Annotated in this window: 11 protein-coding genes; 6 read left to right on the top strand and 5 right to left on the bottom strand. The window is 63.5% G+C overall.

From position 1 onward, the window contains the following. Positions 1-394 precede the first annotated feature (394 nt). Positions 395-4165, top strand: coding sequence for a C2 family cysteine protease (locus ACE103_RS30520; protein WP_375776072.1), 3771 nt, complete (start codon positions 395-397; stop codon positions 4163-4165). A 33-nt stretch (positions 4166-4198) separates the two neighbouring features. On the opposite strand, the gene ACE103_RS30515 is transcribed toward ACE103_RS30520, so the two are convergent. After that, positions 4199-5122 carry a ketopantoate reductase family protein gene (locus tag ACE103_RS30515; protein WP_375776071.1) on the bottom strand — a complete coding sequence of 308 codons (924 nt, stop codon included), beginning with the start codon at positions 5120-5122 and terminating at the stop codon, positions 4199-4201. A gap of 170 nt (positions 5123-5292) precedes the next feature. On the opposite strand from ACE103_RS30515, the gene ACE103_RS30510 reads away from it, so the two are divergent. Both ACE103_RS30510 and ACE103_RS30505 read left to right on the top strand, forming a co-directional pair. Next, positions 5293-6108: an ABC transporter ATP-binding protein gene (locus ACE103_RS30510; RefSeq protein WP_375776070.1), complete on the top strand. Its 816-nt coding sequence runs from the start codon at positions 5293-5295 to the stop codon at positions 6106-6108. Then, positions 6108-6893, top strand: coding sequence for an ABC transporter permease (locus ACE103_RS30505; protein ID WP_223975579.1), 786 nt, complete (start codon positions 6108-6110; stop codon positions 6891-6893). The genes ACE103_RS30510 and ACE103_RS30505 overlap by 1 nt, the downstream gene beginning before the upstream one ends. Before the next feature lie 18 nt (positions 6894-6911). Here ACE103_RS30505 and ACE103_RS30500 read toward each other — a convergent pair whose 3' ends face one another. Further along, complete coding sequence (locus ACE103_RS30500) at positions 6912-7418, bottom strand: GNAT family N-acetyltransferase (RefSeq protein WP_375776069.1); 507 nt, start codon at positions 7416-7418, stop codon at positions 6912-6914. A gap of 550 nt (positions 7419-7968) precedes the next feature. Next, positions 7969-8817, bottom strand: a complete 849-nt coding sequence (locus tag ACE103_RS30495; RefSeq protein WP_375776068.1) for a helix-turn-helix transcriptional regulator — start codon at positions 8815-8817, stop codon at positions 7969-7971. 92 nt (positions 8818-8909) lie between these two features. Here ACE103_RS30495 and ACE103_RS30490 point away from each other — a divergent pair, with 92 nt between their 5' ends. Continuing rightward, a complete protein-coding gene (locus ACE103_RS30490) occupies positions 8910-9800 on the top strand; it encodes an SDR family oxidoreductase (protein WP_375776067.1) in 891 nt (296 codons plus the stop codon). A gap of 19 nt (positions 9801-9819) precedes the next feature. Continuing rightward, complete coding sequence (locus ACE103_RS30485) at positions 9820-10545, top strand: SDR family oxidoreductase (RefSeq protein WP_375776066.1); 726 nt, start codon at positions 9820-9822, stop codon at positions 10543-10545. 119 nt (positions 10546-10664) lie between these two features. Here the strand turns inward: ACE103_RS30485 and ACE103_RS30480 are convergent, their stop codons facing one another. Together ACE103_RS30480 and ACE103_RS30475 are read right to left on the bottom strand one after the other, a co-directional pair. Continuing rightward, positions 10665-11990 (bottom strand): 4Fe-4S binding protein, encoded by a 1326-nt coding sequence (locus ACE103_RS30480; protein WP_375776065.1) that lies wholly within the window; start codon positions 11988-11990, stop codon positions 10665-10667. 315 nt (positions 11991-12305) lie between these two features. Beyond that, positions 12306-12755 (bottom strand): cupin domain-containing protein, encoded by a 450-nt coding sequence (locus ACE103_RS30475; RefSeq protein ID WP_223975587.1) that lies wholly within the window; start codon positions 12753-12755, stop codon positions 12306-12308. Between the two features lie 167 nt (positions 12756-12922). On the opposite strand from ACE103_RS30475, the gene ACE103_RS30470 reads away from it, so the two are divergent. Further along, positions 12923-13948 carry an ABC transporter substrate-binding protein gene (locus tag ACE103_RS30470; protein ID WP_375776064.1) on the top strand — a complete coding sequence of 342 codons (1026 nt, stop codon included), beginning with the start codon at positions 12923-12925 and terminating at the stop codon, positions 13946-13948. Positions 13949-13997: the final 49 nt, after the last annotated feature.

Raw genomic sequence — 13997 nt, 5'->3', positions numbered from 1 at the left:
TCGATCGGGCCGGCGGCGCTCCGCCTGCCTTCATGCCGCGCGAGCCGGGGATCGAAGGGACGCCGGCGCGGGTGAAGCGCCGGAGAGAACCCGGACGATCGAAACAGGTCCGGCTTCCCTGGGAACCCGGCGCGGCGGTCGGGGCTAGACCCTGCCGCGGTCCCCGGGTGGTGGCGGCGCATCAGGCGGACGTTAACGAATCTTCACGATCATGCGATCTCTTTGGCCGTCGGCAGCGGTCGGCAAGATCGACACGCGTCCCGAATTCGTTCACAACTATGGCGATAGTTACGCAATCTATTGCTGCATTCGTCGCGACGGGACGCGCGCAACCTTGCCAGGACAGGCCTGGCCGACAGCAATCGTATCGCGTCATGATTTGCGAAGGAATTCTATGACGGCAAGCTGGGTCAATTCTCTGGTCGACAGTGGCGTCAAGTCCGACATGCTCAACTTTGCTGCGGACGGCGTTTTCACCGATGCTGAAGCCATTCAGTTGCTGGCGGATGTCGCCAATCGCGGGAGTGTCACCGCGAATGAGCTGAACTCGCTGCAGCTGATTGCGGCCAATCTGAACAGCGGCCTCTACACATCGGATTATGTCTCCCATCTCTTCAACCAGCTCGTTGATGGGAATCCGGCGAACGCCACCTGGACAGGGGGCGGCACTGCTCACATCACGCTCGGCAATCTGCAGGTCGGCACGACATCGACGCAGATGTCGGAGCTGATCGGAAAGTGGTTTCAGGGGACCGACCTTCCGGACCCAACCTTGCCGCCCGATGCAGGCGCGAGCGGCTGGACATTGCAGGGCTACAGCACGGTTACCGGACCGCTGTATTCTTCGGCGGGCGCAGCCACCGTCAACGACATCTGTCAGGGAGCAGACGGCGATTGCGAGCTGATGTCGGGTTTGATCGACGTCGTCGTCTTTCATCCTCAGGTCATGAGCTCCATGATCGTGGACAATGGAAACGGCACCTATGGCGTGCGCTTCTATGTCAATGGTCAGGAGACATGGGAGACCGTCAATGACGAGTTTCCAGTCGTCAAGGGCACCGAACTTGACTATGGCCACAACTACAATGAGCAACCCACGGCGATGTGGGTTGCCTTGGTGGAAAAGGCCTACGCGCAGCTCAGTTCGTCGGGACAGATTGGACACCCGGCCGTCAATAGCTACAACAACATCTCTGCCGATCCCCCGACGGATGTCTTCGAGAATCTGACCGACGCGACGAGCGTCAACTATTATCTGAGCAGTTCATCCTCCTGGTACAGCAACAAGTCCGTCTATATCGCAGCACTCTCCAACCACGACGATGTCATCCTCGAGATTCCCTCAACGTCTCCGTACACGTATGACAGCGCCGGAAATATCCAGCTGGTCCCGGACCATGCTTTCGGGGTCGTCGGCTATGACAGCGCGACGGGCAATTTCATCGTCCGTAATCCATGGGGAAATAGCTATTCCGGCCAAAACTGGGACGTGCAGTTTGAAGTCTCGCTGACACAGATCGCCAGCGAGGGCGGCGACTTCGTCATCGACAATTCCGGCGCCGTCGACGTCGCGCCGACGGTGGTCGCGTCAAACATAACCGGCCGCGTGCAAACATCGGTTGCAGCGTCGTCCATGTTCTATACGACGGGCGGTACTCTACCCATCATCGAATATGCGCTCTGGAACTCCACCGGTAACGGCCACTTCACCGTAGGCGGGGTGGCGCAGGCGAACGGGGTCGAGATCGACGTCGCCGCTTCACAATGGTCCAGCATTGCCTATCAGTTCGGTCCCGCGAGCGACCAGCTGTGGGTGGAGGCGTTCAACGGCGTATTCTGGAGCGCCTGGACCGAATTTACGGCAACCCCGCAAGGGCCCATGGTGTCGGCCGCAAACGTGACGGCAACGCACGGCCAGAGCTTTGCCGTGTCGTCGCTGTTCACCTATTACGACCCGTTCGGCCTCGCTGCCACCGAATACGATGTCTGGGACAGCGGCACCGGTGGCGGCCACTTCGTCCTGAACGGGGTGGCGCTTGCCGCCAATCAGGACAATTACATCACGGCCGCGCAGCTATCGTCATTGACCTATCAATCCGGCTCCGGTGTGGACACGCTCTGGATCCGCGTCAACGACAGCACGGTGTGGGGACAGTGGGCTACTTTCACCGTCACCGCGCCGGTCGACAGCGGTCCCGTCGAGGCGGTGTCGAACATTGTCGCGGCTCATGGCCAGAGTTATGCAGCCTCGTCCTTGTTCACCTACAGCGATCCGTTCAACAGTCCTGCAACGCTGTATGACGTCTGGGACAAGGGAACAGGTGGCGGACACTTCGTTCTGAACGGGGTGGCTCTTGCCGCCAACCAGGACAACTACATCACGCCCGCGCAGCTGGCCTCGCTGAGCTATCAATCGGGCTCCGGCATCGACACGCTCTGGATCCGCGCCAATGACGGCACGGTGTGGGGCGCGTGGTCGAGCCCCTTCACCGTCAATGCGCCGGTCGACACCGGGCCCGTCGAGGCGGTGTCGAACATTGTCGCGGCTCATGGCCAGAGCTATGCGGCCTCGTCCTTGTTCACCTACAGCGATCCGTTCAACAGCGCCGCGACCCAATATGACGTCTGGGATAGCGGTACCGTCGGCGGGAGCTTCGTTCTGAACGGCGTGGCGCTGCCGGCCAATCAGGACAATTACATCACAGCCGCCCAGCTGTCGTCGCTGACCTATCAGTCGGGCTCCGGCATCGACAAGCTTTGGATCCGCGCTAATGACGGCACCGTGTGGGGCGCGTGGTCGAACGCCTTCACCGTCAATGCTCCCCTCGACAGCGGCCCCGTTGAGACGGTGTCGAATATCGTTGCGACCCATGGTCAGAGCTATGCGGTCTCGTCGCTGTTCACCTACAGCGATCCTTTCAACAGTGCTGCGACCCAATATGACGTCTGGGATACGGGCACGGGCGGCGGGCACTTCCTTCTGAACGGGTCGGCGCTGTCGGCCAATCAGGACAATTACATTTCGGCCGCGCAGCTGTCGTCATTGACCTATCAATCCGGCTCGGGGACCGACACGCTCTGGATCCGGGCCAATGACGGCACGGTTTGGGGGGCGTGGTCGAGCGCCTTCACCGTCAATGGTCCCTTCGACAGCGGACCCGTTGAAACGGTGTCGAGCATCGTTGCCAGTCACGGTCAGAGCTATGCGGCCTCCTCGTTGTTCACCTACAGCGATCCGTTCAACAGCGCCGCGACACAATATGACGTCTGGGACACGGGCACAGGTGGCGGGCATTTTGTCTTCAGCGGGGTGGCACTTGCGCCCAACGTGGACAACTACGTCACGGCGGCCCAGCTGGCGTCGCTGAGCTATCAATCCGGCTCGGGCGCGGACACGCTGTGGGTCCGCACGAACGACGGCACCGTCTGGGGAGCATGGTCAAGTGCCTTCACCGTGACCGCGCCGGTGGACACGGGTCCGGTGCTGACTCCGACCAGTTCAAACACGCTGTCCGTTCAAGGCCAGACGTTTTCGGTGTCTTCGCTCTTCACCTATTCGGATCCGTTCGGCAGTTCCGCGACATCGTATGATGTCTGGAATAGCGGAGGCGGCAACGGCTACTTCACGCTGAACGGCGTTGCGCTGGGAGCAAATCAGGACAACGTCGTCGCGGCCTCGCAGCTTTCCCAACTCGCGTATCACGTCGGATCGGGCACCGACACGCTCTGGATCAAAGCCAGTGACGGAACCGTCTGGGGCGCCTGGTCCAGCGCCTTCACGATCAGCGATCCCTCGATCATTCCAGCCGGACAGACCCTCGAGCTTGCGTCTTCGAGCTCGGCGCAAATCTCCTTTGCATCAAGCTCCGGGACATTGAAGCTCGATGACCCCGCCGACTTCTCCGGCACCGTCGCCGGCATGACGGGGGCCGACGCGATCGATTTCGCCAATATCAGTTTTGCGGCTGGGCAAACCGTGGGCTTTGCCGGCAACACCGCGGGCGGATCGCTCTCGGTCTCGGACGGCGTGCACGCCGCCAGCATCGCTCTGCTCGGAAACTACATGGCTTCCACCTTCGTTGCCGCGAGCGATGGACATGGCGGCACGAGCGTTACGGTTCATCCCGATCAGGTCGCCACGCTTGCCCCGCCGCAACACGCCTGAGCGGCGCGGCTGCTCCGGCGCGCGGCCGGCTGCCTACGACGGCGCGCCCATCGCGTAGGGCTTCAGCACCGCATAGAGGAAATCGTGCGTCGGGGTCGGCACGCCGAGCTTGCGGCCGAGCTCGACCACCTTGCCGCTTAGCCAGGGCAGTTCGAGCCGGTTTCCGCGCTCGAGATCGAGCGCCATCGACGCTTTCATCGCCGGCGGTGCGTGCCCGATGAAGTCGAGCACCTTCGCAAGCGGGTCCGGCGGCAGCTTGATGCCGCTGGCGTGGGCGACGGCGATGATCTCCTCGCAGGCCGAGACGAAGAACGGGCGCAGGTCGGAATCGTCGCGCAGCCGGCCGATCGGCTGGCGTGTGACCGCGGTCATGCCGGCATTGGTGGCGAGGCCGACGAACTTCATCCACAGCTCGGTGTTGATCTGCTCGCTCAGCGTCGCATCGAAGCCGGCTTTCAGGCAGAGCTCGAGCAGCGCCTTGCCGCGCGGCGTGATGCGGCCGTCGAGCTCGCCGAAGATCATCCGCATGAAGGTGCCGACCTGGTTGATCACGCCGGGCTTGATGATCGAGGCGGAGATCTGCGCCACGCCGCCCATCACGGCGTTGCGGCCCAGGATCGGGATCAGCCGGTCGGGCGCGTCGATGCCGTTCTGCAGCGGGATCACCGCGGTGTCGGGACCGACCATCGGCTTGATGTGCGCGCCGGCGCTCTCGACGTCCCACAGCTTGACGCAGAACAGCACGATATCGACCAGGCCGACGCTTGCGGGGTCGTCGGTCGCCTGGGTCGGGACCAGGTGGGTTTCGCCGCGGCCGCCCTGAACCTTCAGACCTTCGCCGCGCATGGCGGCGAGGTGCGCGCCGCGCGCGATAAAGGTGACGTCGGCACCGGCATGCGCCAGTGCCGCACCAAAACCGCCCCCGACGCCTCCGGCGCCGACCACTGCGATCCGCATGATAGTCTCCTTGTCCCACGCTTTGGCCCGCAGCCTCGACGAAGTCGGTGCGATGCGCAACCCGGCTTGTCTGAAAACTGCGTGACCGCAGCCTCCGCCTTCTTCCTGCGTTGAACTTGTCCGGGCGAACCGCTAAGCCATCTGCTGATGTTCGGGAGGAATGGGTGGCGATGACGGAGCCGACGGCGGTCGCGCTTGATGGTGCGACGGTGGCGTTTCGGTTGGCGGATGGACGCGTCTATACCGCGGTCGAGCAGGCCAATCTTACGGTTGATCATGGCGAGTTCGTCGCCATTGTCGGCCCGACCGGATGCGGAAAGTCGACGCTGCTCAACGTCACCGCGGGGCTGTTGAAACCGGCGGCCGGGTCGGCGCGGATTTTCGACAAGCCGCTCAGCGGCCTCAACCGCGACGCAGGCTATCTCTTTCAGGCCGATGCGCTGTTCCCGTGGAAGACCGCAATCGACAATGTCGCGATCGGGCTCGAGATTCGCGGCACGCCGCGCACGGACGCGCTGGCGCGCGCGCAGCAATGGCTGACCTCGGTCGGGCTCGGCGCCTTCGCGGGCCGCTATCCGCATATGCTGTCGGGCGGCCAGCGCAAGCGCGTCGCGCTGGCGCAGGTCCTGATCCGCGATCCGAAGATCCTGCTGATGGACGAGCCGTTCGGCCCGCTCGACGCCCAGACGCGGCAGATCATGGGTAATCTGCTGCTGGAATTGTGGACCGCCGACCGCAAGGCGGTGTTGTTCGTCACCCACGATCTCGAGGAGGCGATCGCGCTCGCCGACCGCGTCGTGATCATGTCGGCCGGCCCTTCCGCGCGCATCATCGGCGACTGGCGCATCACGCTGCCGCGGCCGCGCGATATCGCCGAAGTCAGGATGGAGAAGGATTTCCATGCCCTGCATCGCGAGATCTGGGGCGTGCTGAAGGACGAGGTGATGAAGGGCTATGTGCAGTCGACGCAGGCGGGGGCCGCCTGATGTCGCGCATCACGTTGCTGGCCCTGCAGGTTCTGGTCGCCGTCGTCACCCTGGCGCTGTGGCAGTTGTTTTCCACCGTGCCTGTTTTCGGCAAGGTGCTGCTGCCGCCGTTCTTCTTCTCCAATCCGGTCGACGTCTTCAGCCAAATCGTAAAGTGGTTCTCGAGCGGGGTGATCTGGAAGCATCTGGCGATCACGCTATGGGAATCGATCCTGGCCTTCGTGATCGGCTCAGGCAGCGGCATCCTGGTCGGCTTCTGGTTCGCACGGCAGCCGCGCGTCGCCGCGGTGTTCGATCCTTATGTGAAGATGGTCAACGCGCTGCCGCGCGTGGTGCTGGCGCCGATCTTCGCGCTGTGGTTCGGGCTCGGCGTCTGGTCCAAGGTCGCGCTCGGCGTGACCTTGGTGTTCTTCATCGTGTTCTTCAACGTCTATCAGGGTGTCAAGGAAGTGCCGACCACCGTGCTCGACAACGGCCGCATGCTCGGCATGAACGAGCAGCAGCTGATGCGCCACGTCTACTGGCCCTCGGCGCTGTCGTGGATGTTCTCCTCGCTGCACACCTCGGTCGGCTTTGCGGTGGTCGGCGCGGTGGTCGGCGAATATCTCGGCTCCGCCGCCGGCCTCGGCTACCTGATCCAGCAGGCCGAAGGCGTGTTCGACGTCGCCGGCGTGTTCGCCGGCATGTTCGTGCTGTCGGCCTTCGTCATCCTGATCGACATGGCGGTGACTGCCGTGGAGAAGCGGCTGCTGGTCTGGCGGCCGACTGCGGTGGCGCGGGACTAGGCCATAATCGCTTCCGCACTACGTCGTGGACGGTCGTGGTTGCCCGGCCAAGGCAAGCCAATCGTTTCGTCTCAAACGATAGAGCGCTTGCCGCCGGAGCGGATCTGATGTGCCGACGCGCGGATGATCAAAATCGTCGGCCTCGTTGTGCGACATCCCCAATTTGGACATGACGCGAAGGGAGCGTGTATTGTGAACGCTCGCATGGGCAACAATCTCGGGCAAACACAGCTCCTGAAAACCAAATTCAAGCGCTCTGCGACCGGCTTCCGTGGCGAGCCCCTGTTCCCAATAGGCCCGTGCCAGACGCCAGCCAACTTCCACGGCAGGCGTGAAGTGAGCCGGGAAATTGACAAGCAGCAATCCGACCGCGCCGACAAAAGCCCCGGAACAGCTTAACTCCACGGCCCACATGCAGTACCCGTGGGTCGATTGATGCTCGATCTGGAAATCAACCCAGGCATCGCTGGATTCTCGTGTCGGGAGAGGCCGAAGATGCTGCATGACGACGGAGTCTGCTGCCATCTCCGCAAATCGAGCCTTATCAGCCTCTTGCCATGCTCGTAACGTCAGTCGGTGTGAGGACAATCTCATTCGATCGCCCCAGACGCTGCGAGCTGATCATGTCGAGCTGCAACAGAAGAGGCCGCCAGCGTTGGCGGCCCCACGTATTCTCGACGCGAAACCGTCAGGTCTTGTATCCTTGGCTGGTGCAAAACCACGAGATGCCGGCGGTATCGAAGCCAAGCTTCAGAAAGGATTCCCGACATTCGTTGAAGTTGTGGAAACGATTGACGCCCGCTGGCCAGCAAACCACCGGCGTAGGATTGGGCCAGGTGCCGGAGACTGAGCAGCCCGGTCCCGAGGCCGCTTGCTTGGCGAGTTTGGGTTTGGTCTCGGCATTTGCGGGGCAATCGACAAGATTGCGACAGCTAGGCCCGCGAGGAGTAACGAGGCTTTCATGGCTATCTTCTCCCACATCCCACCGTTGGGTCGGTGGGTAGGCGACTATACCTGAGGTCGTGTCGGAGGAGCGACTCAATTTGCGTTTCGGTTTGTGAGAAGCGCGCGACGGTCACGCGCGTTCGTGCGCCGGCGCGGTATCCATCAGCCCGCGGATCTTCTCCGTCACGTCGGGGTCAACAGGATTGTAGACGATCATGCTGAGGTCGGACCGGCCGTCGACCGCGAACGCCGAATATTCGAACTTGACCGGGCCGAGGATCGGATGGCGGAGCTGCTTGACGCCCTCGCCATGGGTTCGCACGTCGTTGTCGCGCCATAGCGCCGCGAACTCCGGGCTGAGCCGGCAGAGCTCGTCGACAAACGGTTGCACCTCGGCGGCAGCGCCGGCACGCGCCGCATCCACCCTGAAGGCGCCGACCACGAAGCGCGCCACGCTTGCCCAGTCGTGCTGCGCGGCGCGGACGCGCGGATCGAGAAACATGAAGCGCAGCACGTTGCGCTCGCCCGGCGGCAGCGATCCGTAGTCCGTCAGCATCACGATCGCCGCCCGGTTCCAGGCGACGATGTCCCATGTCGCGGTCCTGATCACGGCGGGGCTCGGCAGCAACGCGTCGAGCACACGCTGCAGCCGCGGCGAAACGCCCTCACTCTTCTGGTAGCGCACCTCGGGCGTGCGGCCGAGGCCGAGCAGGAACAGATGCTCGCGCTCGACATCGGTCAGCATCAGCGCCCGCGCGATGCGGTCGAGCACATCGGCCGACGGCGCGCCGCCGCGGCCCTGTTCGAGCCACGTGTACCAGGTCGCCGAGATGTTGGCGCGCTGCGCCACTTCCTCGCGGCGCAGGCCTGGCGTGCGCCGCCGCTCCGGCGGAAAACCGAACGTCGCAGGATCGAGCTTGCTGCGGCGGTCCTTCAGGTAGGCGCCGAGCTGGTTCTCATGCGCGAGCGGTTCGCTCATCCTGTTAGCCATTATACCATGATAAGGTCACTACTTTACCACGATAGCCGGACCGCCCAGGTTTGTCTCCGGCAAAACCTGGAGACTTGCTGATGCGCGTGTTTGTCACTGGAGCCACCGGCTGGGTCGGCGCGGCTGTTACCAATGATCTGATTGCTGGCGGCCATCAGGTGCTCGGCATGACCCGTTCCGACAAGGGCGCGGAAGCGCTCGCTGCCGCCGGCGCCGAGGTTCATTGCGGAACGCTGGAGGATCTCGACAGCCTGAAGAGCGGCGCTGCACGGGCCGACGCCGTGATCCATTGCGCCTTCAACCACGACTTCTCGAAGTTTGCGCAGAACTGCGCGGACGACCAGCGCGCGATCGAGACGCTGGGTGCCGTACTCGAAGGCTCGAGACGTCCGCTGATCACGACATCGGGCGTCGCTCGGGTGGCGCAGGGCCGCGTTGCGACGGAAGACGATCCACCGATTCCGGTCTCCGAGCTTTATCCGCGTGCGTCCGAGGCGACGACGGTGGCGGTGGCATCGCGTGGCGTGCGTGCCGCCGTCGTCCGTCTGCCGCCCTCGGTGCATGGTCATGGCGACCACGGATTCGTGCCGCGGCTTGTCGCCTTTGCGCGCGAGAAGGGCATCTCTGTCTATATCGGTGAGGGACAGAATCGCTGGCCCGGCGTGCATCGTCTCGATGCAGCCCGCGTCTACCGGCTCGCGCTCGAGCGCGGCGTCGACGGCGGTCCGTTCCACGCCGTGGCGGACGAGGGCGTGCCGTTCAAGGCGATCGCCGAGGTCATCGCCCGCCGGCTCAACGTTCCCCTGGTGTCGAAGTCGCCAGAGGAGGCGGCCGAGCATTTCGGCATGTTTGGCAGGTTCGTTGCCTTCGATGTGCCGACCTCGAGCGCGCGGACGCGGTCGCGGCTCGACTGGCAGCCGCAGCAGCCCGGGCTGATCGCGGATATCGATCACCCCGCTTATTTCGCGTGAGCGCGCCGGAGTACCGACCATGACAGACGCCAAGATGTCGCTCGACGGCAAGCGCGTGATCGCAATCGGGGGATCGTCGGGGATCGGCTTTGCCGTCGCCGCGCTCGCGCGGGAGCAGGGCGCGGAGGTGGTGATAGCTTCCAGCAAACCGGCCAACGTCGATGCCGCGGTCGCGCGACTGCCGGGATCTGCGGGCATGACCGTCGATCTGCGCGACGAAGCCGACGTGTCGCGCTTCTTCGAGCAGGTCGGCGCCTTCGACCATCTCGCGATCACGGCGGGCGATCAGGGCCTCCCGGCGTTCGGTGCCACCCGTGATCTCGATCTCGTTGCGGCGCGCGAGGCTCTCACGCTTCGTTTCTGGGGCTCGCTCGCGGCGGTCAAGCACGCCAGCCGGGTGATCGCCGCCGACGGATCGATCACGCTGACCGGCGGCCTGCTGGCACACCGTCCGCAAAAGGGGATGCCGTTTGTTACCGCGGCCGCGGGGGCCATGGAGAGCCTGGCTCGCGGCCTTGCCGTCGATCTTGCGCCGGTCCGCGTCAATGCCGTCTGCCCGGGGCTCATTCTCACCGAGCGCGTCAAGCAGATGCCGGAGGATAGGGTGCGCGGCTACGTGGCAGTCTTGCCGTTGCCGCGCGCGGCGTCGCCGGGCGAGGCGGCCGCGGCTTATGTCTATCTGATGCTGAACAGCTACGTGACCGGGCAGATTCTTCCGGTGGATGGCGGTGGTCTGCTGGTGTGACGCACGACGCCGTCATTGCGAGGAGCGAAGCGACGAAGCAATCCATCTACCTGCGTGCACGGACAGATGGATTGCTTCGCTTCGCGCGCAATGACGTGGAGATCGCCCCACGCAGTGGCTCAGAGCGGGAAGCACCGCATGTAGGCGACGAACAGCTTCTCATCGTTGTAACTCACCAACTCCGAGGCAACCGCGTCGGCAAGTTCGAGGTCGCGGTTCTGGATGCGCAGCCATGCCTGGGTGTCGGCGGTGATGTTCAAAGCCGCATCTCCGACATGACGCCCCGGCACCACCTGCAGATCCTTGCCCTTGATCACGACCGTCATGTCCAGCGCGCTTGACCCGGTGAAGCGCAGATACGTCACGAAATCCAGACCGCGCGCCCTGCCGCGCTGAAATCCGAGCGAGAGCGAGAAGATGTAGGACTGGATGCTGCCGGTATGGCGGCCGGACGTGACATGCTGGACCTTCTTGTGCGGAAAGCGCCGCGTCACCGTGTCCTCGGCATCGGTATCCGGGATCACATAGACGAACTCGTCCTTGTCGATCAGTGGCTGCACCACCTCAGAGAAATGCGCGTCACGATCATGCAGGAACGGTCCGATCACATCTTCGCCAGCCGGGCAGGCCGAGATGCAATAGGCCGCCTTGTAGCCCGGCTTGAACGACAGCGATTGCCAGATGTTCAGCGTCTCGGTGCGAGGGACGCGGGCGCGATAATCCTTGGCGTCCTTGGAATCCGCGACCTTCTCCACCCACTGCGTGAAGTTGCCGAGGAAGTCGTGATAATTGTGGGTGTGGCAGGACAGGAAATCGAAGCCGCCGTCCGGCTTGATGGCGCCGACCGGGCAGGCGGCGACGCACAGCTTGCACTCCAGGCAGGGGTTGTAGTCGATCGGCTGGTCATAGGCGTCCACCTCGGATCCGAGCAGGACGGTGCCGAGCAGGACGAAGCTGCCGAATTTCGGGTGGATGATGCTGCGATGGATTCCCATCCGCCCGAGGCCTGCTTCCACCGCGATCGGCTTGTGCTGGACCATCATGATCCGGGGCAAGTCCATCTCCATCGGGAAGGCGGCGACTGAGTTGCAGGCCGGGATGCCGTGCTCGTCGAGCGCGCGGACGATGGCGCGCGCGGTTTCGTTGACGTGGTCGTAAGTGCCGTGGAATTCCTCGTTGGCGACCGAGCGTGACGGCGAGCGCACCGGCTCGCGGTTCATGTGGCACACGATCGCAAGCAGGGAACGCGTCCGGCCGTAGACCTTGCGGATGAAGTCGCGCTGCGGCGCGATGGCGGCCCGGTCGAACTCGATGATGCCGACGTCATCGGCCCCGCACTCGCGCGCGATCCGCTTGATGAGTTCCGAAGAGACTGGGACGTCGGGAACGTGCTGGCTACTGCGCGCGCGCACCGCCCTGACCGTGGGGTGATCGTCCAGGCTCATGGTCCCGCTCTCTATAAAATGACGATAATAATCTTATGGAGCAAGCGGACGTCAGGCAAGTGAATTATCTGTCAATCGTCATGTAATGGAAACCGCTGCCGAAGTGACAGATCGGCGTATGCTTGGAGAACGCTTTGAGCGCGCAACGATCTCAGCTCCGTCATCCTGAGGTGCGAGCGGAGCGAGCCTCGAAGGATGAATCGGCCACAGTCGGGCCGTCGACCCTTCGAGGGCCGCTGAAGAAGCGGCCACCTCAGGGTGACGGTGCTTTGTATGGTTGGAGCCTTCTCGCGATGATGGCGGGCGAAGCCGTCCTCAATCCAGCAGCTTGGTATCGTCCGGCGCCTGCGGCGGCGTCTTGATCGCGATCGACTTGATGGCGCGGCCGTTCGGCTTGTTGCCGCCATGCGGCGTGCCCTTCGGGATCACGATCAGGTCGCCCGGCTTGACCGTCACTTCCTTGTCGCCGAGCCAGACCGTGCCGGTGCCTTCGAGCACGAATTGCATCTCGTTGGTGTTGGGGTGCATGTGCTTCGGCACGTTGCCGTCCTGGATCGAGACGGTGGCGCCGTCGGCGGAGACGAACGTCTTGGAGCGAAAGCCGACCTTGTTGGCGTCGCCGAGCTTGTCGCCCTCCATTTCGCCGGTGTGGATAACCTGCGCGGTGATGCTCTCGGCCGCGAGCGCCGGCCGCAACAAATGGGTGACGCCACAGCCGGCCGCAAAGGCAGTGGCAATCGACAGCGCGGTTGCAAGACGATTCATGAAGGCCTCCCTTGGTGTTTCCCTTGAAATATTCTTCGTGCTTCTTCGGTGCTTTCCTGTATCCGCGATGCTATGCCGTGGCCGCAGGCTTGACCAGTTACCGGAAAGTCGCCTTCTCAAGGCAGGCCTGCTCCTCTATCTTGCCGGCCAGTCGAACGGAGGACGTCATGAACAAACTGCTGGGCAAGCTTGCCGGAACGCTGCTCGCGCTGACCCTGTCCACGGGCGTTGCCGCGGCGCAAAGCAAGATCACCATCGCGGTGGGGGGCGGCGCCTGCCTGTGCTATCTGCCTACCGTGCTGGCCAAGCAGCTTGGCGAATATGACAAGGCCGGGCTTGCGGTCGAGCTGGTCGATCTCAAGGGCGGCTCGGATGCGCTGAAGGCCGTGCTCGGCGGCAGCGCCGACGTCGTCTCCGGCTATTTCGACCACTGCGTCAATATCGCCGCCAAGAAGCAGGAGATGCAGGCCTTCGTGGTCTATGACCGCTATCCCGGCCTGGTGCTGGTGGTCTCGCCGAAGCACACCGGCGAGATCAACTCGATCAAGGATCTTGCCGGCAAGAAGGTCGGCGTCAGCGCGCCGGGCTCTTCGACCGATTTCTTTCTGAAGTATCTCTTGAAGAAGAACGGCCTTGATCCCCAAGGCACCGCCGTGATCGGCGTCGGCCTCGGCGCCACCGCGGTGGCCGCAATGGAGCAGGGCCAGATCGATGCCGCCGTGATGCTCGATCCCTCTGTCACCGTGCTGCAAGGCAGCCACGCCGACCTCAAGATTCTCAGCGACACCCGCACCCAGCACGACACGCTCGCGGTGTTCGGCGGCGAATATCCCGGCGGCGCGCTCTATTCGACCACGGCCTGGGTCAACGGCCACGAGAAGGAAGTGCAGGCGCTGACCAATGCCATCATGGCGACGCTGGCCTGGATCCATTCGCATTCGGCCGAGGACATCATGGCCAAGATGCCGGAGGAGCTTGTCGGAAAGAACAAGGAGCAATATCTGGCCGCGCTGAAGAACACGATCCCGATGTATTCCGAGACCGGCAAGATGGATCCCAAGGGCGCCGAAGCGGTGCTCGCGGTGTTCAGCGAAGGCTCGCCGGAGGTCGCAAAGGCCGGCATCGACGTCACCAAGACCTACACCAACAAGTTCGTGGATCAGGTCAAGAAGACGACCGGAAGCGCGAAGTAGGGCATGATCCGCAAAAGTGTGAAGCGGTTTTGCGAAGAGATCATGCCCA

The organism is Bradyrhizobium sp. ma5, from assembly GCF_042258955.1.
In the GTDB taxonomy this organism is placed as follows: Bacteria; Pseudomonadota; Alphaproteobacteria; order Rhizobiales; family Xanthobacteraceae; genus Bradyrhizobium.
This window is presented reverse-complemented; position numbering and strand designations above follow the sequence as displayed.

Coding starts and splice junctions, on each gene's coding strand:
- ACE103_RS30470 (WP_375776064.1), top strand. CDS start 12,923: ATGAACAAACTGCTGGGCAAGCTTGCCGGAACGCTGCTCGCGCTGACC.
- ACE103_RS30515 (WP_375776071.1), bottom strand. CDS start 5,122: ATGCGGATCGCAGTGGTCGGCGCCGGAGGCGTCGGGGGCGGTTTTGGT.
- ACE103_RS30495 (WP_375776068.1), bottom strand. CDS start 8,817: ATGAGCGAACCGCTCGCGCATGAGAACCAGCTCGGCGCCTACCTGAAG.
- ACE103_RS30485 (WP_375776066.1), top strand. CDS start 9,820: ATGACAGACGCCAAGATGTCGCTCGACGGCAAGCGCGTGATCGCAATC.
- ACE103_RS30520 (WP_375776072.1), top strand. CDS start 395: ATGACGGCAAGCTGGGTCAATTCTCTGGTCGACAGTGGCGTCAAGTCC.
- ACE103_RS30490 (WP_375776067.1), top strand. CDS start 8,910: ATGCGCGTGTTTGTCACTGGAGCCACCGGCTGGGTCGGCGCGGCTGTT.
- ACE103_RS30505 (WP_223975579.1), top strand. CDS start 6,108: ATGTCGCGCATCACGTTGCTGGCCCTGCAGGTTCTGGTCGCCGTCGTC.
- ACE103_RS30475 (WP_223975587.1), bottom strand. CDS start 12,755: ATGAATCGTCTTGCAACCGCGCTGTCGATTGCCACTGCCTTTGCGGCC.
- ACE103_RS30510 (WP_375776070.1), top strand. CDS start 5,293: ATGACGGAGCCGACGGCGGTCGCGCTTGATGGTGCGACGGTGGCGTTT.
- ACE103_RS30500 (WP_375776069.1), bottom strand. CDS start 7,418: ATGGCAGCAGACTCCGTCGTCATGCAGCATCTTCGGCCTCTCCCGACA.
- ACE103_RS30480 (WP_375776065.1), bottom strand. CDS start 11,990: ATGAGCCTGGACGATCACCCCACGGTCAGGGCGGTGCGCGCGCGCAGT.